Source organism: Actinomyces israelii, from assembly GCF_030253495.1.
GTDB classification, from domain to species: Bacteria; Actinomycetota; Actinomycetes; order Actinomycetales; family Actinomycetaceae; genus Actinomyces; species Actinomyces israelii.
The window spans coordinates 2,686,722-2,712,466 of sequence record NZ_CP124548.1 but is presented as its reverse complement, the minus strand read 5'-3'; the positions used below and the strand labels follow the sequence as shown (position 1 = coordinate 2,712,466).

The following is a 25,745-nucleotide window of genomic DNA, read 5'->3' as shown; positions in this document are numbered from 1 at the left end:
ATCATTCGTATACGTGGTCTTTGAAATAGTCCACCTTGTCCTGATGGTCCGCCCACAGCCCGAACCGGCCCAGAAAATCCTGCCGTTCGCACAAGGGGGGCGGCGCCGACGTCGGCGAAGCCCCACACTTCTTCCCGGAGCCTCCCTGAGACAATCAGGTTGTATGTCATGCCGCACCCGACGTCCATCAGCTCGGAGCTTCCGCGGTAGACCTTGTTTCCGATCTTGTTTTCGGGAGCCGCCGCTTGAGCCGGCACGTCGAGTGCGGAGGAGGGCGATCGGGCGGCTCCGCGGCCGGCACGGGCCTCCTTCCGGGGACCGCTCGGCACATCCGCCCCTCCTCGGTTGCGCCCGCGTCGCGGGCCGCAGGGCCGACGCGGAGCGACAGGCCCGCCCCACCTGGCGGCGCGTCGGGCGGGGCGGCGGGCTGCGACGCGACGGTGCCGGGGCGGCGGACGGCGGTAGTATTGCCTGGCTCGCCGACGGGAGGCGCGAAGAGGCGATCCAGGTTCCGGCGGGCGTGCGTTCAAGGAGGACACGCGATGTCAGAGGGCCGGGATGTGGGTGCTGTCGAGGCGGAGCCCGAGAATACGGAGGGGGCGACGACCCTGGTTGAGATCGAGCCCGGTATAGCGCTCCTCCTCGGAGACCATCCGGTGGGGGAGCTGACCGATCTCGGGATCTGTCCACTGACGCGCAAGGACATGAGGCGCTGGTCCGGGCTGACAGACGCCATCGCCCTTGCGTCGGGAGGGGCGAATATTGCGGCCCAGGGCTTGCAGAGTGCTGTCAACGCTCGGGGGCTGGTCCGGTTCACACAGGACACGGTCAAACTGCTTAATAGCGGCCTTGTGAGGCCGATGGTCTCGGGCGGCGTTAACACCGGGACGCTTGTCAACAACAGCGGGAAGATCGTCTCGCAGGTGCGGTGGGTGCCCGCGGCGGGCTCGCAGGCGGCCAGCCTATTGCCTCAAGTCGGGCCTGCGGTGGCGCTGATGGCGGTTCAGTACCAGCTCATGTCCATCTCGAAGCGTCTCAATGAGAACATCGCCGTCACCCAGGAGGTCTCCGAGGAGCTGCGCAGAAGACGCATGAGCAACCTCCGCAGCATGTGCCACGAGGTCCGCAACATTGTGGCGGAGGTGCAGTCCCGTCGATCCGTCGACCGCATTATGTTCGACCAGCTCGAGCGCATGACCGTCGGTCTTCGGGAGCAGTGGGGGCTGTGCGTCGACGCTGTCGGGGCGCACCTCGGAAAGATCGAGGCTGATCAGCAGTCGGCCAAGTCGTACCTGCTTGAGAATGAGGCCAGGGTCCGCGAGGACGCGTGCGGTCTCGTGGTGGTCAGGGACGTGAGGTACATGGCCGATGCGCTCAGGTGCTCGTATGTGGCCCAGAACGAGGACAGGACTCCGGAAGGGGCGCGCAGGGTCATGACGAAGGTGAAGAACACTCACAGCGAGCATGATCAGGCCTCCGAGCTCGCCTCGACCCTTCTTGACCGCCTGGAGCGCCGTGTCGGCCTGACCTCAGAGCTGTCGTACCGGAGCCTGATGTCCCGTCCCGAGGGGCTTCGCGGGGGCGGCGACGGAGGCAATATCCTGACGGGCCTGGCCGGGCGCGTCATGACGGCGACCGGGTGGAGCGACGACAGCGAGGTCGGACGCCTCAAGGACCTGTCGGGGTACGTCGTCGGGCTCGCCGGTGAAAAGGCCGACGACGTACCCCTGCCCGACCCTCCGGTCAGGACCGGCGACCAGGAAGAGGTGGACGACGAGCTGAAGATCCTGCGGTGGGTTCTCGAGCGGGACGAGAACCTGATCGCCATCTCATCGACCACTGACTCTGGTGTCCTGGGGGTGACGTCGGCGCGGGTCTTCCACGCCTCCCGGAGGAGCTTGCTGAACGACGGCGCGATAGAGCGCGCCTTCCCGCTCGGCGATGTACGCTACGTCCGATTCAAGGCCGAGGGCAGGGGCGCTCCCGGTCTCGACGTCATCTCCAGGCGGGAGGACCTGTCCGTCACCTTCAGCGGTGGCGACCGCGAGGGCGCGAGGCGGGTCGCGGACCTGCTCGCCACCGCCATGCACCTGCCCGATGAGGAGAGGATGTCGGACCCGCTCATGCTTGAGGCCCTCGACACCCGAAGGTAGCGCCGGGGAATCGAGGCGATGCGGCAGCCCGGTCGCCGCTCACTGGGAGGCGGCTGCGGAGGGGCGCCCCGCGTGCACGGCCTCACGCCCGCGCCCGTCGCCATCGCCCGCCCGCTCCCTTAGGCTTGGCGGCAGTGCGCGCGAAACCGACCGGGCAGCCGGATACGGCATCGGCGGTGCCGCTGCGCAGGCATCCACCACTCACCCCCTGACGAAAGGCACGGCGAAGCAGTGGCTGAGTACATCTACCAGATGATCAAGGCGCGCAAGGCGCACGGCGACAAGGTCATCCTCGACGACGTCACCATGGCGTTCCTGCCGGGCGCCAAGATCGGCATGGTCGGCCCCAACGGCGCCGGCAAGTCCTCCATCCTCAAGATCATGGCCGGTATCGACCAGCCCTCCAACGGCGAGGCCCGCCTGAGCCCGGGCTACAGCGTCGGCATCCTCCTCCAGGAGCCCCCGCTCAACGAGGACAAGACCGTGCTCGGCAACGTCGAGGAGGGCGTGGCCGAGATCAAGGGCAAGCTCGACCGCTACAACGAGATCTCCGCCGCCATGGCCGACCCGGACGCCGACTTCGACGCCCTCATGGAGGAGATGGGCGCGCTCCAGACCGACATCGACGCCGCGAACGCCTGGGACCTGGACTCCCAGCTGGAGCAGGCCATGGACGCCCTGCGCTGTCCCCCGGCCGACGCCGATGTCGCGCACCTCTCCGGCGGCGAGCGCCGTCGGGTGGCCCTGTGCAAGCTGCTCCTGGAGGCTCCCGACCTGCTCCTGCTGGACGAGCCCACCAACCATCTCGACGCCGAGTCCGTCCTGTGGCTGGAGCAGCACCTGTCGACCTACGCGGGTGCCGTTATTGCCGTCACCCACGACCGCTACTTCCTCGACCACGTCGCCCAGTGGATCGCCGAGGTCGATCGCGGTCACCTCTACCCCTACGAGGGCAACTACTCCACCTACCTGGAGACCAAGGAGAAGCGCCTGGAGGTCCAGGGCAAGAAGGACGCCAAGCTCGCCAAGCGCCTCAAGGATGAGTTGGAGTGGGTGCGGTCCTCGGCCCGGGGGCGCCAGGCCAAGTCCAAGGCCCGTCTGGCCCGCTACGAGGAGATGGCCGCAGAGGCCGAGCGCACCCGCAAGCTCGACTTCGAGGAGATCCAGATCCCGCCGGGCCCCAGGCTCGGCAGCCAGGTCCTGGAGGCCACGAGCCTCAGCAAGGGCTTCGACGGGCGCACGCTCATCGACGGACTGTCCTTCACCCTGCCGCGCAACGGCATTGTCGGTATCGTCGGACCCAACGGCGTCGGCAAGACGACCCTGTTCAAGACGATCGTCGGCCTGGAGGAGCTCGACGGCGGCAGTCTCAAGGTCGGCCAGACCGTCAAGCTGTCCTATGTGGACCAGTCCCGCGCCGGGATCGACCCCAAGAAGACCCTGTGGGAGGTCGTCTCCGACGGCCTGGACTACATCCAGGTCGGCAACGTGGAGATGCCCTCGCGCGCCTACGTCGCCTCCTTCGGCTTCAAGGGCGCCGACCAGCAGAAGCCCGCCGGGGTCCTGTCCGGCGGCGAGCGCAACCGCCTCAACCTGGCCCTGACCCTCAAGCAGGGCGGCAACCTCATCCTGCTGGACGAGCCCACCAACGACCTCGACGTCGAGACCCTCGGCTCCCTGGAGAACGCCCTGCTGCAGTTCCCCGGCTGCGCCGTCGTCATTACCCACGACCGCTGGTTCCTGGACCGCGTGGCCACCCACATCCTCGCCTGGGAGGGCACGGATGACAACCCGGCCAGCTGGTACTGGTTCGAGGGCAACTTCGCCTCCTACGAGGAGAACAAGGTCAAGCGCCTGGGCGCCGAGGCCGCCCGCCCCCACCGCGTCACCTACCGCAAGCTCACACGCGATTGAGCCGAGGCGAGGCCGCTTGCGGCCTTGGCCGAGGTGATTGAGCGTGTTGCGGGCCGCAGGCTGAACACACGCGATTGAGCCGAGGCGAGGCCGCTTGCGGCCTTGGCCGAGGTGCGCGGGTGTCCGTCAGAATGACATTGGCCGTCCGGGCTGCTGAGGTGCTGTCGGGGAACCGCGTCATTGCAAGGGCGGCTTCGAGGGGAACGGCGTCCGAGGGCTCCAATGTCATTCTGACGGACACCCGGCTCCGGCCTCTGCCCATGAGCCGCCGCAGCATTCCGCCACCTTGCGACCTGTACTCGCAGTGCCGGGGGCGGGGCGCGGTGCCGCGGTCGGCATCGCCCGGGGCGGCGGACAATCGCGCGGCTGGTCTCGGCCGACGACGGCGAGCACGAGCTCGGATTCGGCGGTCATCAGCTGCCCGGCTCCTTCTTTCGATGAAGCTGCCCGAGGAGGAGCTGTGCGGGGGCATGAGCGGCTACCTGCTGGTGCTGGATACGCGGGCTCTCATGCGGGCTCGCAGTGCCCCCTCTCGACTGGCCGGCGCCCGGGTGCGCGCAGTGGGCGTGTACAGGAGAGAGGCGGCGGCGAGGCGGGAGGGCCGTGCCCGGATTCCTGCGGTGGATGCTGCTCCGGGGCGGCTCAAGCGTCCGTGCTACACTTGCTACGAGGTGATGCGTGTGCCCACGATTCCGCACCGCGAGCTGCGCAATAACAGTGCGGAGATTCTGCGCCGCGTTCAAGCGGGGGAGACTTTTGAGATCACCAACAATGGGAGACCTGTGGCCCTGCTCGCTCCCGTGCCCGAGGAGCCTCTCGCTCTTCTCCGGCGGAGCGGAGCCGTCACCCGGTCTGTCCGTGTGGACTTCGCTGCACTGAGGCGCGCCACCGGGATCGCGTCGCGTGATGTGCTGGATGATCTTCGCGGTGAGCGATGAGGATCTGCTACTTGGGCACCTCGGCTGCGCTCAAGCTGCTCATTAAGGAGAAAGAGTCGAGGCCGCTGTCGCAGTGGCTCAACAGCGCCGTTGCAGGCGGTATGGTCCTGTGCGCGTCCTTCCTGCTCCATACCGAGCTTCACTGCGCTGCCCGCCGTCGCCGCGAGCTTGATGAGAGGACGGCGGCGGTCCTGCTCTCCGGGGTCGAGCTCATTGACGTCTCCAGGGAGCATCTTCTCAGCGCCTTCTCCGGATCGATGGGGCTGCGCGCCGCCGATGCCATCCATCTTGCGGTCGCGAGGGCCGTCAGTGCGGACATTCTTCTGACCTACGGCCGCGAGATGCGCCGAGCCGCTCAGTGCTGCGGCCTGAACGTGATCGCCCCGTCCTGATTGTCGATTCCCGTCGGGCTCCCGATCAGCGGGCTCGTTATCAGTGCGGCATCTGTCGCCGGGGTGCGGAGTCGATGTCGTAGAAGAGGAACCCGGACCGCAGGGCGTCCGCGACGGCGTCGGCCTGCTCGCCCTGCGGCATGAGGGCGACGGCGTCGGGCGAGTCACACTCGGCGGCCTTGCGGTCCAGGTAGGCGCCGTGCTGGGTCATCACGATCAGCCTGGTGCTGATGAGCAGGCCGGCGATGAGGGGCAGGACCGTCACGGCCCCCACCAGGCCCGGGTGCTTGCGGAGGGTGCGGCGGGCCAACGGCGGGAGGGGGCTCGCCGGTTGGGGAGCACTCGGCGCAGATGCGGCCGTCGCGCAGGTAGAGCACGCGGTTGCCGCGGGCGGCGGAGCGCACGTCGTGGGTCACCATGACAATGGTCTGCCTGTCCGCGTGCACGCCGCTGAGCAGGTCCAGGACGGCAGCGGAGTGCTCGGGGCCCGGCCGGCCGTCGGGCTCGTCGGCGAAGACGACGGCGGGCCGGTTCACCGGGGCCCGGGCGATGGCCACGCGCTGGGCCTCGCCGCCCGACAGCGTGGCGGGCGCCTTGCCCAGTCCCGCTCGGGCAGGTCGACGCGCTCCAGCGGCGAGCGCGCGTGCTCGACGACGGCGCCGCGGTCCCGGCCGGTCGGCAGGCCCACGGCCAGGTGGTTCTCCAGGACGGTGAGGCAGTCCAGCAGGTGCGCCTGCTGGAAGACGGAGCCGCAGTGGCTGCGGCGGAAGCGGGCCAGGGTGTCCTCATCCAGAGCGGTCAGGTCCGTGCCGTCCAGCCTCATTGTGCCCAGGGCGGGCCGGTCCAGCCCGGACAGGGCGTACAGGAGGGTGGGCTTGCCGGCGCCCGAGGGGCCCATGATGACGGTGAAGGAGCCGGCGGCGATCTCCAGGTCCAGGTTGCGCAGCACGTGCTGCTGGGCTCCGCCCACCGAGAAGGACTTGGAGAGCCTGTTGGTGGTGACGACGGCGGTGGCGCGGCGGGCCTCGGACGGCGGCGGTGCGCCCGTCGTCGAGGAGGGCCCACGCCACGACCCGCCCGCCTACGACGACGGGCGCGGCCAGGGGACGGTGCTCGCCGGTCCACTGCATGTCCCGGAGCCCGGCCGCCGGGCCGCCCGTCCGCTCCGCCGTCCCGGCCAGCGGCTCGGTCTGCGCGGCCCGCCCGGCCGGCCCGGGCGCGTCCGCGGCGCCTGCGCCGGCCTCACCGTCCAGCGGTACCGGGGCGTCCGCGGCGTCCACCACACGCAGCCGGTCGGCCACGTCTTCCGGACCCGCCTTCTCGGGGCGGGGCCATGAGGCGGACAGGCGCTGGACGGCGTCATTGGGCCCGGCGGCGTCCGCGGCCGGCGGCTCGCGCACAGCGAGCAGGGCCAGCACGGCCAGGCCTCCTGCGAAGGCGATGGTCAGCAGGACCAGGGGAGCGCGCAGGGGAGCGCGCAGGCCGCGCATTACGGCGCCTCGAACAGGTGGCCGCGCCCCTGCACCGTGCGGATGTGGGCGGGGGAGCCGGGCGCGTCCTCGATGCGGGCGCGCAGGCGGCGCACGTGCGCGGTCAGTGTGCCGGAGCCGGTGAGCTCGTCGCCCCGCACCGCGCGGATGGCGTGCGGGGGCCGCGCCTGCTGAGCAGGGCCGGGCTCTCGTCGCCCCGCACCGCGCGGATAGCGTCCTCCTTGGTGCACACCGCGCCGCGGTTGGCCACCAGGTGCCGCAGGACCCGGTCCGCAGTCGGATGAAGCTCGCGGCCGTTCAGGTAGGTGCGGCCGGTGGGCGGCTCCACCCGCAGGCGGCCGTCGTCGAAGTCGTCCTCCCCTCCAGGCCCCGGGGATCCGGCCCCACCGCCCGCAGCAGCGGGTGCGTCGCCGGCGCCGCGCTCCAGGGCGCGGCGGACCTTGGCCAGCAGGACGGCCAGGGAGAAGGGCTTGGTGATGAAGTCGCCGGCGCCCAGCGACAGGCCCCGCACCTGGTCGACGTCGGAGCTGCGAGCCGAGACGACGACCGGCACCCGCGAGTCGCCGCGCAGCCGGCGGCACAGCTCGGAGCCGCTCATGCCGGGCAGGTTGACGTCAAGCAGGACGACGCCGGGCGCGCGTGCGCGGGCGCAGCGCCGACTCGGCGTCCGGGCAGTGCGTCACGCGCAGGCCGAAGGCGGACAGGCAGCCCCGGGTGGCGGCGAGGTCTGTCTCGTTCTCGACCAGCAGGACATCGACGGCACTCATGGGCGCAGCCTTCCGTCTCCGGACCCGGTGCGAGCGGCCCCGCCCGCCGCCCGCAGGCCTTCACCCGGCCTGCTCGGTCCCCGCGCACGTGGTGAGGCGCCCCGCCCTCCGCCTGCGGCGCCTGCGGGCCTTCAGCCCTCGAGGCGGACCTCCCACCGGCCGCTTCCGTGGGCCGTCGGCGTCGGTGTGCGGATCATGCCCTCTTGGGCGATGGAGGAGACCAGCCGCCCGGAGGAGTCGAAGACCTCGGCGCGGACCATCGACCGCCCGCCCTGCGAGCTGGGGGAGTCCTGGACGAAGAGCATCCAGTCGCACACGTCCACGTCCCGGTGGAACCACTGGGTGTGGTCGAGGGTCGCCAGGCTCATGCCCCGGCTGCGCCAGGTCAGCCCCTGGCTGCGCAGGGCCGGCTCCAGCATCACCTGGTCGCACATGTAGGTCAGCAGCGCCCGGTGCACCGTCTGGGAGGCCTCGGCCGGCAGCCGCCCGCGCGAGCGCGCCCACAGGTGCTGGACGCTGCTGGGCTCCTCGCCGGGCCCCAGGTAGACATTGCCCTCGACGTGACGCAGGTCGAAGGCCGCCGTGCGTCCCAGGAACCTCGCCACCGGGTGGTCGACGGTCCTGAAGATCTCCAGCGCGCTCCTCAGCTCCTCGGGGCGCGGCACCTCCGGGGCCTCGATATGGAGGTCGGCGCCGTCCTGGACCTCCTGGAAGGAGGAGATCATGGTCAGGATCTGCACCCCGTCCTGGGAGGCCGTGGTGCGCCGCTGCGAGAAGGAGCGCCCGTCGTGGAGCCGCTCGACGGCGAAGCTCACCGGCTTGTCGGGCCTGCCTCCGCGCATGAAGTACGCGTGCACCGAGTGCGGCAGGCGCTCGCTGCTGCCGCTACCGCCGTCGTCGATCAGGGTGGCGGCTCCGGCGAGCATCCCCTGCGCCACCACCTGGCCGCCGTAGATGCGCCCCGAGAGCTGGGGCAGGGAGGTGCCCGTGAACACGTCCTCGACGATCGGCCGACCGTCCCCGTACCCGTCCCCGTCGCCGGTCGCCTCGTCCAGGGCGAGGACCCGGGTCACCGAGCCCAGCGGCTCCTCGGTGGCGACGGGGACCGGGTACGGCGCCGTCACAGGCCGAGCTCCTCCAGGATCGGCAGCTCGGCGCGCACGGCGGCGCGGGCGTCGTCGGCGTTGCGCGCGCTGGTCGCCAGGCCCGCCAGGCGCTGGCAGTCGGCGAAGTCGACGGACTTGAGCACGGCGTCGACGTCGGCCAGGGCGCGGGCCGTCATCGACAGGCTCTTGACTCCCAGGCCCACCAGGACCACGGCCAGGGCCGGGTCGGCGGCGGCCTCGCCGCACACGCCCACCGGGCGGCCGTGGGGGGCGGCGCCGTCGCAGGCGGACTTGATCAGCCGCAGGACGGCGGGCTGCCAGCCCGTCGACAGGTCCGCCAGGGAGGACAGGAGCCGGTCGGCCGCCATGACGTACTGGGTGAGGTCGTTGGTGCCGATGGAGGCGAAGTCGGCGTGCTCGAAGAGCTTGTCCGCCATAATGGCGGCGGAGGGGACCTCGATCATCATGCCGGCGATCGTGAGCCCGTAGGAGCGCGCCTTGTCGGTGAACGCCTTGGCCTCGTCGGCGGTGGAGATCATGGGGGCCATGACCCACACCTTCGCCTCGGTGCCGGCCTCGGCCTTGGCGAGGGCCTCGAGCTGGTGCTCCAGGACCTCCGGGTCGCGCCGCGCGGTGCGGTAGGCGCGCACGCCGAGCGCCGGGTTGGCCTCGGTGGCGTCGGTGAGGAAGGGCAGCGGCTTGTCGGCGCCGGCGTCGAGGGTGCGCACGACGACCTTCTTGCCCGGGAAGGCCTCGAGCACGCCGCGGTAGGCCTCCACCTGCGCCTCGACGGTGGGCTCCTCGGGCTGGTCGAGGAAGCAGAACTCGGTGCGGAACAGGCCCACCCCCATGGCGCCCGCCTCCGCGGCGCTGCGCGCTCCGGCGGCGTCGCCGACGTTGGCGAGCAGCTGGACCTCGTGGCCGTCCTTCGTGGCGCCGTCGCCGTTGAAGACTCGCACCCGGCTGGCCAGCTCGCGTGCCCGGCGCAGGGCCTCCTCGGTCGGGTTGAGGGTCACGGCGCCCTTGGTGCCGTCCACCAGGACGATGTCGCCGTCGTGGAGCTGGTCGGTGACCTCCGTGCCCGTGCCGACGATCGCCGGGATGCCCAGCGCGCGGGCCAGGATCGCGGTGTGGGAGGTGGGGCCGCCCTCGGAGGTGATGAAGGCGACGACCTTCTCGGGGTCGAGCAGCGCCGTGTCGGCGGGGGCGAGGTCCTCGGCGACCAGGACGAAGGGCTCGGGCATGCGCGGGATTCCCGGCATGGGGGAGTCGGTCAGGACGGCGACGATGCGGTCGCGCACGTCCCCCACATCCCGGGTGCGCTCGGCCATGTAGCCGCCGAGCGACTCCAGCATGCCGGCCAGGGTGCCGGCGGCCTCCCACACGGCGCGCTCGGGGACGAGCTTGCGCTCGCGCACCTTGGCCTGGGCGGAGGTGGTCAGGGTCGGGTCGGCGGCCATCTGGGCCGTGGTCTCCAGCAGGGTGCGTCCGTCGCCCTTGGCCTCGGCGGCGGAGAGCTCGAGGCTCTTCTTGACCTTCTGGGCGGCCTCTGCGATGCGGTCGCACTCCTTCTCGGGGTCTCGGCTGGAATCGAGGGTGGCGATCTCGGGCTCGGTGATACCCGGCGCCATGCGGGCGACAGGGCCGGCGATGAGCCCGGGGCTCACGCCAATGCCAGTCAGGGAGGTGGGTGTTGCGTCGGACGGGGCCATGCGGTGCTCCTCAACAGCGATGGAGGCGAATATCACGGCCCATTGTGCCCCGGGAAGGCGCCGGATGTCTCGTTTCTGCCGTCGGATGAATATCGATTGACAGGCTGTCGCCCCGGCGACGTCCCGGTGCGGACCGGCTCGACGCGCCCCGGGACGCCGAACGGGCGGGAGGAGGCCCGCCTAGGATAAGGTGATTGCGAGCACGGAGATGACGAGCCGTCGTGCGGCGCCCCGGGCGCCGCCGCACCGAGACTCACGAGGGAGCACACATGAGTACCGCTGAGAAGATTGTCGCCGGCCTGGGGGGTCGGGAGAACATCTCGGATCTTGAGCCCTGCATCACGCGGCTGCGCGTCGAGGTCGTGGATCAGGAGAAGGTGGACGAGGACGCCCTGCGCGCCGCGGGGGCCTTCGGCGTCGTCCGCTCCGGCCGCGTCGTCCAGGTCGTCGTCGGGCCGACGGCGGACAACCTCGCGGGCGAGATCGCCGCGCTGGGCTGAGCCGCGCCGTCCTCCGGCCTCCCGGCGCGGCAGCGGGCGCCGCGTGCACGCCGGGACCAACCGGGACTGGCATTGCGCGGGCACCTGTGAAACGCTTGCTGCAACGGATAGCCGCCGCCCGATCGTTCTGTCGCACAGCCGCACTGGAACGGTCGGGCGGGGCGTCATCCGCCGCACCATCCCGACAGGGGCCACCCTCGCACCCACGCGACCGACCAACGAGGCTGAATCCACGCCATGACCGAGTCCATCGCCGCATCCGAGCCCGCGGGCGAACGCCTGAAGCAGCTCGCCGAAGCACACGGAGTCTCCACCGAGTACTGGGACTATCGCGGCAATCTCGCCGCGCCCTCCCGCGCCACGCTCGTCGCCGTCCTGGCGGCCCTGGGCGTCAAGGCCGGCACCGACGAGGACGTCGAGGCCTCCCTGAAGGATGTCGAGCTCACCCCCTGGAGGCTCACGCTGCCCCGGGTCGTCGTCTCCCGGTCCGGCGCCTCGACCTCCGTGCCCGTCCACCTGCCCGACGGCGCCGCGGTGCGGGTGCGCGTGGAGCTGGAGGGCGGCGGCAGGCGCCAGCTGTCCCAGACCGACGAGTGGACGCTGCCGCACGACGTCGACGGCGCCCTGACCGGCAGGGCCTGCTTCGCCCTGCCGGCCGACCTCCCCCTGGGATGGCACACCCTTGTCGCCGACATCGACGCCTGCCCGGCCCGCGAGGCGTTCTCGGCCCGGGCGCCCCTGGCCGTCACCCCGGACCGCCTGGAGCTGCCGGCGGCCCTGGGCCTGCGGGGCTGGGGCGCCATGGCGCAGCTGTACTCCGTGCGCTCCCAGGGCTCATGGGGGATCGGCGACGCCGACGACCTCACCGAGCTGGTGAGCTTCCTGGGGGACGAGGGCGCCGACTTCCTCCTGATCAACCCGCTGCACGCCGCGGAGCCCGCCGGCCGCATGACGCCGTCGCCCTACCTGCCGGTGACCAGGCGCTTCGTCAACCCCATCTACATCCGCCCCGAGGCGATCGGGGAGGTCGCCCGCCTGTCCGGGCCCCGCCGCTCCCTGGTCCAGTGGGCCTTCGAGGAGGTCTCGCCGGCCAACCTCAGCGCGGATCCCATTGATCGCGACGCCGTCTGGAAGGCCAAGCGCGAGGCCCTCGAGGTCATCTTCGCCGCCGGCCGCTCCCGGTCCCGCCAGCGCGACTTCGAGCGCTTCCGCGCCGAGCGGGGCAGGGGCCTGGAGCGGTTCGCCCTGTGGTGCGCCCTGACCGAGAAGTACGGCGAGCTCAAGGACTGGCCCGAGACCCTCAGGGACGCCTCGAGCGCCTTCGTCGCCAACGAGGCCCGCACCCTGACCGAGCGCATCGACTTCTACGCGTGGCTGCAGTGGATCGTCGACGAGCAGCTGGGCCGTGCACAGGCCGAGGCCAAGGCCTCGGGCATGAGCCTGGGGGTCATGGACGACCTGGCCGTCGGCGTCCACCCCTACGGGGCCGACGTGTGGAGCGACCCGGACTCCTTCGCCCCGGGCATCGAGGTCGGCGCCCCGCCGGACATGTACAACCAGCTCGGCCAGAACTGGTCCCAGCCGCCGTGGAGCCCCGCCCACCTGGCGCAGACCGCCTATGCGCCGCTGCGCGACATGGTGCGCACGGTGCTGCGCCACGCCGGCGCGCTGCGCGTGGACCACGTCGTCGGGCTGTTCCGCCTGTGGTGGATCCCCCAGGGCATGGGGGCGGATCAGGGCGCCTACGTCCGCTACGACCACGAGGCCATGGTCGGCGTCGCCCTGCTCGAGGCCCACCGCGCCGGCGCCGTCATCATCGGCGAGGACCTGGGCACCGTCGAGCCCTGGGCGCGCGACTACCTCGCCAGCCGCGGTGTGCTCGGCACCTCGGTGCTGTGGTTCGAGAAGCAGCACGACGGCTGGCCGCTGCAGCCCGCCGCCTACCGGCGCCTGGCCCTGTCCACCGTCAACACCCACGACCTGCCCCCCACCGCCGGTTACCTCGCTGATGAGCACGTGGCCCTGCGCGAGAGGCTGGGGCTGCTCACCGAGCCCGCCGAGCAGGTCCGCGCCGAGGCCCGCCTGGAGCGCGAGAGGATGCTCACGCGGCTGCGCGAGCACGGGCTGCTGGGCGACGACCCCTCCGAGCGCGAGATCGTCGAGGCCCTGCACCGCTACGTGGTGCGCACGCCCTCCGCGCTGGTCGGCGTGGCCCTCGTCGACGGCGTCGGCGAGCGGCGCGCCCAGAACCAGCCGGGCACCGACCAGGAGTACCCGAACTGGAGGATCCCGCTCGCCGACGGCTCGGGCAGCCCCGTCCTGCTCGAGGACCTGCCGGGCAACATGCGGCTCGCCAGCCTGCTGGCGGCCGTCCGCGACGAGATGAGGCGCTGACCCGCGGGTCCGGCCGGGGCGCCGTCAGGACCAGGTGCAGGCCACGGCGCCGCTGGCCAGGGTCTGGCCGGCGCGGGCCGTCGTGAGCGCCCCCTCCTCGGCGTCGAGGGCGACCACCGGGACGATCGGGCTGCGTCCGCCGGCCTCGACATCCGCGGGCGACCAGGTCACGACCGGGTCGCCCACGGCGACCGGGTCGCCCTCGGCGGCGTGGAGCGTGAAGCCCCTCCCGCCCAGCTGGACCGTGTCCAGACCGAGGTGGACGAGCACGCCGCGCCCCCCGGGGGCGACGACGACGTAGGCGTGCGGGTGGATCTTGGACAGGGTGCCCGAGATCGGCGCGACCGCGGTGACGGGGGCGCCCGCCTCGCGGTCGGGGTCGATGGCCAGGCCCGGCCCGACGAGCCTGCCCGAGAAGACCGGGTCGGGAACGTCCTCGATGGCGACGACCGTCCCGGACAGGGGCGCCCGGACGGTCAGGATCACCGCAGGTCCTCGATGTCCTCGGCGATGGCGTCCGCGTTGGGGCCGACGACGACCTGGACGTTGTTGCCGAGCGCGAGCACGCCGTGGGCGCCGGCGGCCCTGAGGCCGGCCTCGTCGACGATCGAGGCGTCGTCCAGCTCGCACCGCAGACGGGTGATGCAGGGCTCGATCTCGACAATGTTGTCGAGCCCCCCGAGGGCGTCGACGATGCTCTGGGCCTGGGACATGTGTCCTCCTGGATCGGCCGGCCGCAGCCGGGCAGCGGTGAGGGCGGTGACCGGCGGGCGCCGTCGCCCGGCAGGACCCCGTGCCGGTGGTCCATACCACTGGTTATCGTACTCGACTTCGGCGGCATGTCCATCCCGGCCCGGTCTCAGGCGTCCCGGGCGGGACGGGGGCGACGACGGCGCGGACCGGGCGCCGCGACCGGCACCCACAGCGTGTAGCGGTCGGCCCGGTACAGGGTGCGCGAGTAGTCCACGGCGAGATGGTCGTGGAAGGTCCGCCGGGTGATGTCCAGGGACGGGGCCCGCTCGGCCACGCCGAGCAGGACCGCCTCGTCGGCGGTGGCGGCCCGTCCCTCGATCACGTCCTCGCCCCACTGCGGGGCCAGTCCCCGCTCGGTCAGCTCGGCGTAGACGGAGAAGGGCAGGGGCCCCTCGAGCAGGTCCGGCAGGAGGCCGGCCGGGACCCAGCTCTCCTCGATCGCCATGGGGACGGAGTCCGCGGTCAGCAGGCGATGCAGATGGTGGACCTCGTCCCCGGCGCCGATCTCCAGCGCCTCGGCGACGGCGGCGTCGGCGGGGGCCGTCTCGGCGGTCAGGAAGACGGCGCCCGGCTCCATGCCGCGCCGCCTCATCTCCTCGGAGAAGGAGGTCAGCCGCACCTGCAGGTCGAGCTTGGGCGGCGCGACGAAGGTGCCGCGCCCCTGCTGGCGCTCCAGCACGCCGTCGACGACGAGGGTGTCGATCGCCTGGCGCACGGTCATGCGGGACACGCCGAAGCTCTCGCACAGCTCGCGCTCGGAGGGCACAGAGGCCCCCGGAGCGAGGCCCTGGGCGATGAGCTCGAGAAGATGGTCGCGCACGACGACGTACTTCGCGGGGGTCGGTGAGCCGGGCTCGTTGGGCGTGGTGGGCATGGCGGTACTTACAGGTCGATCGGGAACCGGGCGGAGTCGGGCGGCCCGCCAGTGGGCGCCGGACACGGGCCATTGTGCCCTCTCGGCAGCGGCCCGGTGGTGTTTCGCGGGGGCGCCTTCCGCCCGTTTCGCGGACGGCTCCGCAGCTGGTGCGGACCGGTGCTGCTCCACAGTGGTGGATGGTCTCGTAGCTGCTCCCCGAATTTTGGCTTGATCGTCGCTTGACTTCCGGCGCCCGCGGGACTTTGCTGGACCCACTGGTCCAGACGTGTTCGGCCTGAGCGCGACTGGCCGCGTCGCTTCCGCGAGCGACGGATCCCCCTGCGGGGCACAGCCGCCCCGCCATCCCGAGACTGGAGATCATCGTGTCTGACAAGAAGAAGTCGGGCGGTGCCTTCGCAGCCGCCCAGCGGCTCGGGCGCTCCCTCATGCTGCCCATTGCGACGCTGCCCGCCGCCGGCCTCCTGCTGCGCCTCGGGCAGGCCGACATGCTCGGCGCGGACGGCGTCGCCGGGCACCTGAGCTGGGTGCAGCCGGTCGCCGACGTGCTCCTGGCCGCCGGCAACGCCGTCTTCAGCAACCTCGCCCTCATCTTCGCGGTGGGCGTGGCCGTCGGCTTCGCCCGGAGGTCCGACGGGTCCACCGCAGTGGCGGGACTGTTCGGCTACCTGGTGTACCAGGGCGTCCTGTGGGTCATGGCGCCCCTGGTCATGGGCAAGCCGCCCGCCCCCACCCAGGAGCAGCTCGACTGCCTCCACGGCTTCGACCCGGCGTCGGACGCCATCGCCCAGGTCGGCCCCTGGAACCAGGGCGTGAGCGTCTGCGAGCTGCCCACCCAGACCCCCATCAACTACGGCGTGCTCGGCGGCATCATTATCGGCCTGACCGCTGCGCTGCTGTGGCAGCGGTTCTACCGGATCAAGCTGCCCGACTGGCTGGCCTTCTTCGGCGGCCGCCGCTTCGTGCCGATCGTGACCTCGGTGGCCGCCGTCGGCATCGCCATTGTCATGGGTGCCCTCTACCCCGCCTTCAACTGGCTCATCAACGAGCAGGTCGGCGGCTGGCTCATGCGCGCCGGCACCCAGGGCGGCGCCGGCGCCGCCCTGGCCGCCTTCGTCTTCGGCACCGTCAACCGCCTGCTCATCCCCCTCGGCCTGCACCACCTGGTCAACTCCATCCCGTGGTTCCAGCTCGGCGACTGCACCACCGCCACCGGTCAGACCGCCCACGGCGACCTGACCTGCTTCTTCTCCGGCGTGGAGGGGACCAACACCTGGACCGGGACCTTCATGACGGGCTTCTTCCCGATCATGATGTTCGCCCTGCCCGCGGCCGCCCTGGCCATGTGGCGCACGGCCAGGCCCTCCAGGCGCAGGGCCACCGGCGCCCTCATGATCTCGGTGGCGCTGACGGCCTTCCTCACCGGCATCACCGAGCCCCTGGAGTACGCCTTCGCCTACGTCGCCTTCCCGCTCTACCTGGTCCACGCGGTGCTCACGGGCACCGCGCTGGCCCTGGTCAACGCCCTGGGCATCAAGGACGGCTTCTCCTTCTCCGCCGGCGGCATCGACTACCTCATCAACTTCGGCAAGTCCGCCGAGCTGTCCGGCGGCGCCCTCGCCGGCCCGGTCCTGCTGGTCCTGATCGGCCTGGTATACGCCGTCATCTACTACTTCCTGTTCCGCTTCCTCATTACGCGGTTCGGCTTCAGGACGCCCGGCCGCGAGGACGACGACGCCGACGCCTTCAAGGACGCCCAGGCCGCCGTCGCCGGGAGGCCCGGCAGGGCCGGCGCCAAGGAGGCGCCGGGCGCCCAGGCCGCGGAGAGTGAGAAGAGCGCCGGGAGCGCAGGGGCCGCGAAGAAGTAGCGCGCACGCGCCGGGGCCCGGCGCTCGTGGAGCGCCGGGCCCCGGCGGGCGGGGGTGCGGGTCCTCAGTGCGCGGCGGTCTCGCAGGCCTGCGCACCGGCCACCCGGCGGGTGTTGTCGAGGTTCTCCGAGATGATCCGGCGGAGGGCCGCGGGCGCCTCCCGGTGGGAGGCCAGCCAGCCCTCCAGGGCGCCGATCGGGTCCGCTCCCTCCAGGCCGACCGTGGCCGGGGACCACAGCGCGGTGAGCAGGTTGTCGGCCATGTGGAAGGTGCGCGTGTCCCAGATGGCGTCCGCCTGGCGGACGTACTCCTGGACGAAGGGCGCGAGCAGCTCCGGGTTGCGCTCGACGCTGCGGAATCCGCGCAGCATCTTGACCTGGGTCTCGTTGGGCATGGAGGAGTCCTCCACGAGCCTGCGCCAGGCGGCGGCCTTGGCCTCGGGCGTCGGGACGCAGGCCCGCGCCTGGGCGGCGCGCTCGCGGCCCGTCGTCGTCCGGTCCCGGCCCTCCTCGGCGGCGATCTCGGCCTCGCCCGCCCGGCCCGCGGCCACCAGGCCGATGAGCAGCTCCCAGCGCAGGTCCTGGTCGACGACGAGCCCCTCGAGAGGCTCCGAGCCGTCGAGCCAGGCGGCCACCGCCGCGGTCTGCTCCTCGGTCACGGCGTGCTCGGCGACGGCGCGCACCAGCTGGAGCTGGGCGTCGCCGCCGGCCTCGGCGGCGCGGGCGAGGGCGAGCAGCGTCTCCGCCGTCGCCGAGGCGGCCGGCGCGCGGTCCGCCTGGGGCAGGTAGTGGCTCAGGCAGGTGGTGACCCGGCTCAGCAGGCCCTGGACGACCGAGGAGTGGGTCTCCACTCGCAGCGCGGCGAGCGCCGCAGCCAGGAAGCGGGACGCCGGCAGCTCGCCGTCGCGCACCAGGTCCCACGCGGAGGCCAGCAGCACCGAGCGGGGCAGCGACTCGGCGAAGGCGTCCACCCTCTCCAGGCCCGTGGCCAGCGAGTCCTCGTCCAGGCGCACCTTGGCGTAGGTGAGGTCGTCGTCGTTGAGGACGAGGACGTCGGCGCGGCGCGTCCCGACGAGCCCGGGCACCGGCGTGCTCGCCCCGTCGACGTCGAGCTCGACGCGGCCGGTGCGCTCCAGGCGGGCCCGCTCGCCCCGGCCGGTCAGCGTGTAGGAGCCGATGGCCACGCGGTGCGGGCGCAGGGTGGCCAGCGAACCGGCGGGGATCTCCTGGAGGACGGCGGCGGAGGTGATGACGCCGTCGGCGTCGGTCTCCACGGCCATGCGCAGCGTGGTCACGCCCGCCTCCTGGAGCCACACCCGCGTCCACGCGCCCAGGTCGCGGCCGCTGGTGGCCTCCAGCTCGGCCAGCAGGTCGGCCAGGGTGGCGTTGGCGTAGGCGTGGGCGGCCAGGTAGCTCTTAATGCCCTTGAAGAAGCTCTCCCGGCCCACGTAGCCCACCAGGGCCGCCAGGACGGAGGCGCCCTTGGCGTAGGTGATGCCGTCGAAGTTCACCTCCACGTCGTGCAGGTCGTTGATCTCGGCGGCCACCGGGTGGGTGGAGGAGAGCTGGTCCTGGTTGTAGGCCCAGCCCTTCTCAATGGTCTGGAAGGTGGTCCAGGCGTCGGTGAAGCGCGTGGTCTCGGCCACGGCGAGCGTGGAGGTGTACTCGGCGAAGGACTCATTGAGCCACAGGTCGTTCCACCACTTCATGGTCACCATGTCTCCGAACCACATGTGGGCGAGCTCGTGGAGGATGGTGACGGCCCGGCGTTCCACGCGCGCCTCGACGGGCCGGGAGCGGAAGACGTAGTCGTCGCGGTGGGTGACGCACCCGGCGTTCTCCATGGCTCCCGCGTTGAACTCCGGTACGAAGACCTGGTCGTACTTGGCGAAGGCGTAGGGGGTGCCGAAGAGCTCCTCGTAGTAGGCGAAGCCCTTGCGGGTCATCTCCAGGATCTCGCCCGCGTCCATGTGGGCGGCCAGCGAGGCGCGGCAGTAGACGCCCAGCGGGACGACGCGCCCGTCGGCCGCCCGGTACTCGTCGGTGGCGCCCCGGTAGGGGCCGGCGACGATCGCCGTGATGTAGGAGCTGATCGGCTCGGTGGGGGCGAAGTCGAAGACGCTCGCGCCGCCGACGGCCCTCGGCTCGGGAGTGGGGGAGTTGGACAGGACGGTCCAGCCCTCGGGCACGCTCACCGTGAAGGCGAAGGAGGCCTTGATGTCGGGCTGCTCGAAGACGGCGAAGACGCGGCGGGCGTCGGGCACCTCGAACTGGGTGTACAGGTAGGTCTCGCAGTCCGCCGGGTCGGTGAAGCGGTGCAGTCCCTCCCCGGTGTGCATGTAGGCGCAGTCGGCGACGACGGTGAGCTCGTTGTCGGCGGCCAGGTCGGCCAGCACGATGCGGGAGTCGACGTAGGCCTCGGCCGGGTCGAGCTCACGGCCGTTGAGGACGATCGAGCGCACCCGCGGGGCGATCAGGTCGATGAAGGTGACTGCGCCGGGGCCGGTCGAGGCGGCCGAGAAGCGCGCCGTCGTCGTGGATCGGAAGGTCTCCTGCGCCGGGTCGGCGGCGCCGCTGAGATCCAGGGCGATGTCGTAGCTCGTGGCGGTGACGAGGCCGGCGCGGGCGCTCGCCTCCTCGCGGGTCAGGTTCTGACCGGGCATAAGTGCTCCTTGATGTGGTGGAACGGGCGGGCGGCGGGGCCGCCGGTCCGCGGTGGCGCTGATGATGACGGCGCGGCGGACATCGGGCGCCATCCTCTCATCTCGCGCGGCGGCGACTCGCGGTGGGTGCGGCGGGACGGGGTCCCGCCGGCCGATGGGCCCCACGGTGCCCGTCCCCTCCGTCGAGATCGGTCCGGTTCCGGCTCGAGATCGGTCCGTCGGGGCCGGCGGTCGCACGGTTCTCTGCTGGGGGCGCGCGGCCCGCCCCGCCGCGGCCCGCCCACGCCTCACGGGGCCACCATCGACGCGTTGACGCCGCATGGCTTGTAATGCACACTAGCGGGTGTCGCAAGGTAAGGAGATCGACTATGGCGCGTCCTCGGGAGTCCCAGCTCCGCAAGGGAGCCCTGGAGCTCGCCGTCCTGGCGCTCATCGCCCGCTCCGAGCCCGACGGCGTCTACGGGGGCGCCCTCGTCGGTCGGCTCGCCGCCCGCCCCGCCCTCGCCGCGCCTCAGGGCACCATCTACCCGCTCCTGTCCCGCCTGCGCCGGCAGGGGATCGTCGAGACGGCCTGGCGGGAGTCGCCCGCCGGCCCTCCCCGCCGCTACTACCGCCTCACGCCCGACGGCGCCGGCCGCCTCAGCGAGCAGCGCGCCACCTGGCGGGCCCTGGTCTCGGACATGGCGGACGTCCTGAAGGACCCCGCCGGAAAGGACGTGCAGTCATGACTGCCGCACTGCGCAACCAGCACCAGCGGGCATCCCGTGCAGGCGCTCCTGGCGCCGAGGCGGCGGACCCGCTGGCCGACTACGTCGCTCGGGTTCGCGCCCGCCTCGGGGATGCCGCGCCCGCCCTCGAGGAGGACCTGGCCGAGCTCGCCGCCTCCCTGCACGAGGCCGCGGCCGCTCAGGGGCAGGAGGCGGCTCTGGCCGCCCACGGCCCCGCCGACCACTACGCCGACGCCCTCATCGGCGCCGCCGGCGACCAGGCCGACGAGCCCTCCGGGAGGCCGTGTCGTCCGGTGCGCCGTGTGCTCGGCGTGCCCGTCGCCCTCAGCCCGCGAGGGCTGTCCGAGCGCGCCGCCCGGAGCTTCTCGCCCGCCGACCCCGTCCTGGTGCCCCGCGCCTACGGGATCGGCTGGGACCTCAACCTCGGGGCGCTGGCCGTGCGGGCGGGCCTGGCCCACCCCGACGACCTCGACGACGACCTGAACCTCGGCCCCGCCCAGACCGCGGCCCTGAGCGCGGCTCCCGCCCTGCTCGCCCTGGGCGTCGCCGCTGCGGGCGCACCGCGGGCGGGGCGCAGCGGCGGTGACCCGGCGGTGGGCCCGACGAACGGCAGGGGGCGGGCCGCCGCCCTCCTGCCGCCCGTGCTCGTCGCCACCGCCCTGGGCGCGACCGACGTCCTGCGCGGCGCGCCCCTGCCCCAGCGCCTCGGGCACGCCGTCACCTCCCTGCTCCTGACCGGCGTCGGCGCCGCCGGGGCGCTCCAGCGCAGCCCGGGCCCCTCGGCGCCCGTCTCCCGCCTCGCGCAGGCGGGCGCGGTGGCGGCCAGCGCCGTCCTGGCGGGAGGGGCCGCCGTCCTGGCCCTGCGCGTCGCCGTGCGCCGCGCCGTGCGCGCGCAGAACCGCACTCAGCCAACCGTCCACTGACCCGAGAGGAGCCCTCATGTCATCCGCGTTCCCGTCCGCCGTCGCAGACCCGCCGAGCGGCCCTGTGCTCGTAGTGCTCGCCGCCCTCGCCGTCGTCGAGCTGGGGCTGGCGGCCGTAGCCCTGTGGCGCTGGTGGCGCACGCCCGCCGAGCGCCTGAGCGCCAACCGCTGGGTCTGGCTGGTCCTCGTCGTCGCGCTCTCCTTCATCGGCCCGGTCGCCTTCCTCGCCGCCGGGCGCCGTCCCGCTCCCGTCACGGAGCCCCCGCCGGGTGAGCGCCCGGCAGCGGGCGCGGGGACGGCCGACGTCGTCGCCGCCCTCTACGGAGACGACCGGCGGTGAGCCCCGCCGTCTTCACGGCCCTGGCCACCCGGGGCCTGACCAAGCGCTACAAGGACCGCGCAGTCGTGGACCACCTGGACCTGCGCGTCCCCGAGGGCGGAGTCTTCGGCTTCCTGGGCCGCAACGGCGCGGGCAAGACCACGACCATCCGCATGATCCTGGGCCTGGCCCGCCCCACCGGCGGGAGCGTGCGGATCCTGGGCCGCGACGCCGGCGGGGCCCTCGCCCCCGGTCTGGTCGGCTACCTGCCCGACGTCCCCGGCTTCCGCCCCTGGATGAGGGCCGACGAGGTCCTCGCCCACGCCGGACGCATGATGGGCCTGCGGGGCGCGGCGCTGCGGCGCCGCAGCGCCACCCTCCTGGAGCTGGCGGGCCTGCGGGGCGTGGACCAGCCGGTCGGCGCCTACTCCCGCGGCATGCGTCAGCGCCTCGGCCTGGCCCGGGCCCTCGTGACCGCCCCGCGCCTGCTCATTCTGGACGAGCCGACCTCCGCCCTCGACCCCGTGGGGCGCAAAGAGGTCCTCGATCTCATCGCCGCCCTGCGCGGGCGCACCACCATCCTCCTGTCCACCCACCTGCTCGACGACGCCGAGCGGGTCTGCGACGACGTCGCCATCATCGACCGCGGGCGCCTGCTCCTGACCGGGACGACGGCGGAGCTCGTCGCCGGGGCGCGGGCCACCAGCATGGAGATCGAGGCCGTGGACGACGCCGCGCCCCTGGCCGCGCTCCTGGAGCGGCAGCCCTGGGTGCAGGCCGTCGAGTGCGCGGACACCCGTGTCCGCATCCGCACGCGGGACCCGCAGGCCGCGCACCACGCGCTCGCGGGCGTCGTGGACCGGGCGGGGTGCGGGCTGGTCCGCCTGGGCTCCACCCGCCACGGCCTGGAGGAGGCCTTCCTGCGAGCCGTGGGGAGCGCGCCGCCCGAGCGCCCCGCCGAGACGGACGGCACCAGGACGGACGGCGCGAGGCGGGGAGCGGACCATGAGTGACATGAGTGGGCGGGCCCGGGGCCGTGGCGCGGGTCTCCTCGACGCCTTCACCGAGCTCGTCCGCATCGAGCTGACCGGCGTGAGGCGGACCTGGCGCGGCCCGGTCCTGCTCGGAGCGGCCCTGGTGACCGGGGTCGGCTCTCCCGTGGTGGCCCGGCTCATGCCCGAGCTCCTGGCCGGCACCCTGGGCGAGGTCGCCGCGGGCGCCGTCCCGCCCCCGGTCGTGGCCGACGCCTGGGCCCAGTGGGTCAAGAACGCCTCCTCGCTCCTGCTCGTGGCCCTGGTCGTCGTGGCCGCCTCGGCGATCGCGGGGGAGCGAGGCAGCGGCGTGGCGCCGGCCGAGCTGGCCGGGCAGGGCCCGCGGGGCCGCAGCGTCTACGTCCTGGCCAAGGCGGTGGCGGTGAGCCTGAGCGCAGCGCTGGCGGTCCTGCTGAGCGCGCTCGCCTGCGCGGCGGTGACAGCGGCCCTCTTCGAGGGGGTCACCGGGCCGGAGGCGGGACGCGGCGCCGCGGCCGCCGCCCTGTGGGGCCTGGGCGCGCTGGTCACCCTCGGCCTGACCCTCCTGGTCTCGGCCTGCTCGCGGGCCACCGTGCTGCCCGCCGCCGTGGGGGTGGTGCTCTCGCTGCTGGGGCCGACCGCCGCCGTGTGGGAGCCCCTGGCCCGCTGGAGCCCCCTGGGCCTGGCCCCCATGGCCTCCTCGCTGGCCTCCTCCTGGGACGCTCTGTCCTGGGGGCCCGTGTGGACGGGAGGCGCAGCCGTGGTGCTCCTCGTGGCGGGGGCCGTGCTCCTCCTGCGCCGCGCCGAGCTGTGAGCGACGGCGGGGGCGGGCGGTGGATGCGGCCGCCCGGGTGCGCACGGTCTCGTGGGCACCCGGGCGGTTCGATGATCGGGTCCTCAGCGGGGTGTCCGCGGGCGGGACCGCCCGCAGCACCGCCGGGAGAGGGGGCGCCGGTCAGGCCCGGCGGCGGTAGGCCAGGAGGACGCCGCCCGCGGCGAGCAGGCCGGCGGCGACGACGGCGGCGCCGAGGCCCGCACCGGTCTTGGCCAGGCCGGACTTCGGGGCGGTCGGGGCGGTGGCACCCGGGTCGCCGTCGGTCGCCGGGTCAGCGGCGGCGCTCGGGTCGGCGGTGGGGGTCGGGTTGTTCGGGTCGGAGGGGATGGCCCCGTCCTTGACCTGCCACCAGCCGCCCGTCACCTGGATGGCCTCGCTGATGAAGCCCTCGTCGTAGGTGGCGTTCCAGATCACGATGCGGTACTTGCCGTCAGGAAGGTCGGTGGGGACGGGGCCGTTGTAGGTGAAGCGGCCCTCGGCGTCGGCGGTGACCTCTCGAATGTCCTTGACGGAGCTGCCGTTCTCGTCGGTCACGAAGAACTTCACGGTCTCACCCGGGGTGAAGCCGGTGAGGTTGATCTCGAAGGTCTGGGTGTCGTACTTGCCGTCGCTGTCGGTGTCCGAGGAGACGATCGTGGCGGTGCCGTCCACGGCGGTGGAGTCGATGTACAGGGGCACCTCGGCGGTGCCCGCCACGTTGCCGTTGTAGTCCACGCACGCAACGCCCAGGCGGAGCGCCGACGGGTCCTTCAGGCCGGCGCCGGCGGCAATGGCCGGCAGGTCGATGGTGGTCTTCCAGGTGCCGTCGGCATTGGCGGCCTCGGCGCCGTTGGCGCCCTCGATGGCGACGCCGTCCCGGGTGAGGCCCCAGACGAGGGCGGAGCGGTTGCCGTTGACCGGGTTGCAGCCGACGCCGGAGACGGCCGCGGACTGGCCGGAGGCGTAGCGGCCGGCGTAGCTGTCGTCGATGCCGAAGCCCGACCCGTCGTCGGCAGCGGCGGGGCTTGCGAGGGCGCCGACCGCGACCAGGGCGGTGGCGCCGACGGTGGCAAGGGAGCGTCCAAAACGCATGGAGTCCTCCAAATAGCTGGGAGTCAGTGAGGGCGTCGGGGATGTTGTCTGCCCGCTACGCAGTGTTTCACCTGACGCAGGGTATTTACAAGGCTTTAACAGCGCCTGCCAGGACCGTGCCCTGAATTTTGCTGTCACATGACTCCCATGCGTCACTTCAGATATCCCTGGTCACGACTGCACCGGGTTGTATGGGGACTGCTCCCCACCCTGTTCGCGTCCACGGTCTCCGCCGGCCCCGCCGGGGTGATCCGGGCCCGGGCCCCTCAGCCCGCCGGGGCGCAGGCGCCGGGCGCGTAGCCGTGCTCGGCGAGGACTGCGTAGGTGTCCTCGGTGGGGAAGGCGATAAAGGAGCTCCCCCGCGTGGGCGCGGGCACATCGACGAGCGTGACGGCGTCGGCGCCGCTCCGGGCGGCGGTGGCGCCCAGGGATGCGAGGTCGAGCAGGCCGGTGCGGTCGTCGACCCCGAGGTTGCCGGTCAGCGTCCAGACCAGCTGGTGCGCGGCCAGGGGGCTGCCGGCGCGCTCGCGCACGGCGTCGATCAGGGCCTTCATGACGACGCCGGAGTACCGGGTGCGGCGGTGCGCGCCCTCGGTCTCGGACAGGGCGACCCAGGCGCCGTCGCGGTAGACCTCGGGGTGGCGGGAGCGGACCAGGGCGAGCGCGTCGACGCCGGACAGGGTCTGAGGGCCCGCCTGGGCGATGTCGAGGCCCGCGTTGGTGTCCCGGAAGGGCTCGTCGATCGTGACCTCCAGGCCCCCCAGGGAGTCGATGATGGAGGCGAACTGGGCCATGTCGACCGTGACCAGGTGGGTGGTGGTGATGCCGAGCTGGGTGCACAGCAGGTCGATCGTGTTCTGCGCGCCGTCGAGGTAGGAGGTGGCGAGCCTCTGGCTGGTGAAGAAGGTCGGGCCGATGGTGAGGTCCCGGGGCAGGGTGAGGACGGTGAGCCCGGCCTTGCCGGGCTGCACGAGGGCCAGCACGTCGGCGCGAGAGCCTTCTCCGGTGTCCTCCACGGTGCCGTAGCGGTCGGGGCCCTCGGGAAGGTCCTCGCGCGAGTCGGTGCCGATGAGCAGCCAGGTCTCCGCGTCGGGAGCGCCTGCCTCGGCGGTCGCGCGCGGCATGCGGATGTCGGTGCTGCGGAGCCTGGCGCTCATGAGGCCGATGTCGCCCAGGACGAGGACCAGCGTCAGGGTGAGCACCAGGGCGGTGGCGGCCGCCAGCGGGCGGCGCCGCCCGAACGCGGACGCCCGGGTGCGCGCAGCGGCGAGGGCTGCGCGCACCCGGGCGGGGGCTGTGCGGTGTGCAGGTGAGTCGGAGCGCGTCATCGCCTGCA

The 25,745-nt window shown here is 72.8% G+C and carries 25 protein-coding genes and 1 pseudogene; 13 read left to right on the top strand and 13 right to left on the bottom strand.

What is annotated here, in order from left to right:
• Window positions 1-542: 542 nt before the first annotated feature.
• The 4 genes from AIF0345_RS11260 to AIF0345_RS11250 all read left to right on the top strand — a co-directional run bounded on the left by AIF0345_RS11260 (window position 543) and on the right by AIF0345_RS11250 (window position 5,397).
• On the top strand, window positions 543-2,153 hold the full coding sequence (locus AIF0345_RS11260; RefSeq protein ID WP_285296199.1) for a hypothetical protein: 1,611 nt from the start codon (window positions 543-545) through the stop codon (window positions 2,151-2,153).
• 231 nt (window positions 2,154-2,384) lie between these two features.
• A complete protein-coding gene (gene ettA / locus AIF0345_RS11255) occupies window positions 2,385-4,067 on the top strand; it encodes an energy-dependent translational throttle protein EttA (RefSeq protein ID WP_268918327.1) in 1,683 nt (560 codons plus the stop codon).
• Window positions 4,068-4,198: 131 nt separating this feature from the next.
• Window positions 4,199-5,005 (top strand): type II toxin-antitoxin system Phd/YefM family antitoxin, encoded by an 807-nt coding sequence (locus tag AIF0345_RS16545; protein WP_311136114.1) that lies wholly within the window; start codon window positions 4,199-4,201, stop codon window positions 5,003-5,005.
• Window positions 5,006-5,016: 11 nt separating this feature from the next.
• Window positions 5,017-5,397, top strand: coding sequence for a type II toxin-antitoxin system VapC family toxin (locus tag AIF0345_RS11250; RefSeq protein WP_285296198.1), 381 nt, complete (start codon window positions 5,017-5,019; stop codon window positions 5,395-5,397).
• 40 nt (window positions 5,398-5,437) lie between these two features.
• Here the strand turns inward: AIF0345_RS11250 and AIF0345_RS11245 are convergent, their stop codons facing one another.
• Window positions 5,438-5,707 (bottom strand): hypothetical protein, encoded by a 270-nt coding sequence (locus AIF0345_RS11245; RefSeq protein WP_229118448.1) that lies wholly within the window; start codon window positions 5,705-5,707, stop codon window positions 5,438-5,440.
• A 250-nt stretch (window positions 5,708-5,957) separates the two neighbouring features.
• A pseudogene (locus tag AIF0345_RS11240) lies at window positions 5,958-6,295 on the bottom strand (ATP-binding cassette domain-containing protein); the annotation flags it as partial.
• Window positions 6,296-6,377: 82 nt separating this feature from the next.
• Here AIF0345_RS11240 and AIF0345_RS11235 point away from each other — a divergent pair.
• On the top strand, window positions 6,378-6,734 hold the full coding sequence (locus AIF0345_RS11235; RefSeq protein WP_285296197.1) for a hypothetical protein: 357 nt from the start codon (window positions 6,378-6,380) through the stop codon (window positions 6,732-6,734).
• Window positions 6,735-6,886: 152 nt separating this feature from the next.
• Here AIF0345_RS11235 and AIF0345_RS11230 read toward each other — a convergent pair whose 3' ends face one another.
• From AIF0345_RS11230 to ptsP, 5 genes are all read right to left on the bottom strand, one after another.
• On the bottom strand, window positions 6,887-6,982 hold the full coding sequence (locus tag AIF0345_RS11230; RefSeq protein WP_268918325.1) for a helix-turn-helix domain-containing protein: 96 nt from the start codon (window positions 6,980-6,982) through the stop codon (window positions 6,887-6,889).
• Between the two features lie 8 nt (window positions 6,983-6,990).
• Window positions 6,991-7,485: a response regulator transcription factor gene (locus AIF0345_RS11225; RefSeq protein WP_268918324.1), complete on the bottom strand. Its 495-nt coding sequence runs from the start codon at window positions 7,483-7,485 to the stop codon at window positions 6,991-6,993.
• Window positions 7,486-7,501: 16 nt separating this feature from the next.
• A complete protein-coding gene (locus tag AIF0345_RS11220) occupies window positions 7,502-7,654 on the bottom strand; it encodes a hypothetical protein (RefSeq protein WP_229118442.1) in 153 nt (50 codons plus the stop codon).
• 131 nt (window positions 7,655-7,785) lie between these two features.
• Window positions 7,786-8,778 (bottom strand): acyl-CoA thioesterase, encoded by a 993-nt coding sequence (locus AIF0345_RS11215; protein WP_043562214.1) that lies wholly within the window; start codon window positions 8,776-8,778, stop codon window positions 7,786-7,788.
• Window positions 8,775-10,472, bottom strand: coding sequence for a phosphoenolpyruvate--protein phosphotransferase (ptsP, locus tag AIF0345_RS11210; RefSeq protein WP_285296196.1), 1,698 nt, complete (start codon window positions 10,470-10,472; stop codon window positions 8,775-8,777). Before ptsP ends, AIF0345_RS11215 begins: the two co-directional genes overlap by 4 nt.
• A 221-nt stretch (window positions 10,473-10,693) precedes the next feature.
• Here ptsP and AIF0345_RS11205 point away from each other — a divergent pair, with 221 nt between their 5' ends.
• Window positions 10,694-10,972 (top strand): PTS glucose/sucrose transporter subunit IIB, encoded by a 279-nt coding sequence (locus AIF0345_RS11205; RefSeq protein ID WP_267489924.1) that lies wholly within the window; start codon window positions 10,694-10,696, stop codon window positions 10,970-10,972.
• 237 nt (window positions 10,973-11,209) lie between these two features.
• Window positions 11,210-13,366, top strand: coding sequence for a 4-alpha-glucanotransferase (gene malQ / locus AIF0345_RS11200; RefSeq protein ID WP_268918323.1), 2,157 nt, complete (start codon window positions 11,210-11,212; stop codon window positions 13,364-13,366).
• A 24-nt stretch (window positions 13,367-13,390) separates the two neighbouring features.
• Here the strand turns inward: malQ and AIF0345_RS11195 are convergent, their stop codons facing one another.
• From AIF0345_RS11195 to AIF0345_RS11185, 3 genes are read right to left on the bottom strand one after another with little or no spacing between them, the layout of a single operon-like run.
• Window positions 13,391-13,852 (bottom strand): PTS sugar transporter subunit IIA, encoded by a 462-nt coding sequence (locus AIF0345_RS11195; RefSeq protein ID WP_043562210.1) that lies wholly within the window; start codon window positions 13,850-13,852, stop codon window positions 13,391-13,393.
• A complete protein-coding gene (locus AIF0345_RS11190) occupies window positions 13,849-14,289 on the bottom strand; it encodes a PTS glucose/sucrose transporter subunit IIB (protein ID WP_267489923.1) in 441 nt (146 codons plus the stop codon). Before AIF0345_RS11190 ends, AIF0345_RS11195 begins: the two co-directional genes overlap by 4 nt.
• Entirely contained in the window at window positions 14,226-14,993 is a 768-nt protein-coding gene (locus AIF0345_RS11185) for a GntR family transcriptional regulator (RefSeq protein ID WP_268918321.1), read from the bottom strand. The genes AIF0345_RS11190 and AIF0345_RS11185 overlap by 64 nt, the downstream gene beginning before the upstream one ends.
• A gap of 365 nt (window positions 14,994-15,358) precedes the next feature.
• Between AIF0345_RS11185 and AIF0345_RS11180 the strand changes: the two genes are divergently transcribed.
• Window positions 15,359-16,861 carry a PTS transporter subunit EIIC gene (locus AIF0345_RS11180; RefSeq protein WP_268918320.1) on the top strand — a complete coding sequence of 501 codons (1,503 nt, stop codon included), beginning with the start codon at window positions 15,359-15,361 and terminating at the stop codon, window positions 16,859-16,861.
• 64 nt (window positions 16,862-16,925) lie between these two features.
• Here the strand turns inward: AIF0345_RS11180 and pepN are convergent, their stop codons facing one another.
• Window positions 16,926-19,523 (bottom strand): aminopeptidase N, encoded by a 2,598-nt coding sequence (gene pepN, locus AIF0345_RS11175; protein ID WP_285296195.1) that lies wholly within the window; start codon window positions 19,521-19,523, stop codon window positions 16,926-16,928.
• Window positions 19,524-19,891: 368 nt separating this feature from the next.
• Between pepN and AIF0345_RS11170 the strand changes: the two genes are divergently transcribed.
• The 5 genes from AIF0345_RS11170 to AIF0345_RS11150 are packed head-to-tail and all read left to right on the top strand — an operon-like array spanning window position 19,892 to window position 23,317.
• Window positions 19,892-20,251 (top strand): PadR family transcriptional regulator, encoded by a 360-nt coding sequence (locus AIF0345_RS11170; RefSeq protein ID WP_285296194.1) that lies wholly within the window; start codon window positions 19,892-19,894, stop codon window positions 20,249-20,251.
• Window positions 20,248-21,174 (top strand): hypothetical protein, encoded by a 927-nt coding sequence (locus AIF0345_RS11165; protein ID WP_285296193.1) that lies wholly within the window; start codon window positions 20,248-20,250, stop codon window positions 21,172-21,174. Before AIF0345_RS11170 ends, AIF0345_RS11165 begins: the two co-directional genes overlap by 4 nt.
• Before the next feature lie 16 nt (window positions 21,175-21,190).
• A complete protein-coding gene (locus tag AIF0345_RS11160; RefSeq protein ID WP_285296192.1) occupies window positions 21,191-21,514 on the top strand; it encodes a PLD nuclease N-terminal domain-containing protein in 324 nt (107 codons plus the stop codon).
• Entirely contained in the window at window positions 21,511-22,506 is a 996-nt protein-coding gene (locus tag AIF0345_RS11155; RefSeq protein ID WP_285296191.1) for an ABC transporter ATP-binding protein, read from the top strand. Before AIF0345_RS11160 ends, AIF0345_RS11155 begins: the two co-directional genes overlap by 4 nt.
• Window positions 22,499-23,317, top strand: coding sequence for a hypothetical protein (locus AIF0345_RS11150; protein ID WP_285296190.1), 819 nt, complete (start codon window positions 22,499-22,501; stop codon window positions 23,315-23,317). Before AIF0345_RS11155 ends, AIF0345_RS11150 begins: the two co-directional genes overlap by 8 nt.
• Before the next feature lie 141 nt (window positions 23,318-23,458).
• Here the strand turns inward: AIF0345_RS11150 and AIF0345_RS11145 are convergent, their stop codons facing one another.
• Window positions 23,459-24,409, bottom strand: a complete 951-nt coding sequence (locus AIF0345_RS11145) for a hypothetical protein (RefSeq protein WP_285296189.1) — start codon at window positions 24,407-24,409, stop codon at window positions 23,459-23,461.
• A gap of 266 nt (window positions 24,410-24,675) precedes the next feature.
• A complete protein-coding gene (locus tag AIF0345_RS11140; protein ID WP_285296188.1) occupies window positions 24,676-25,737 on the bottom strand; it encodes an LCP family protein in 1,062 nt (353 codons plus the stop codon).
• Window positions 25,738-25,745 lie beyond the last annotated feature (8 nt).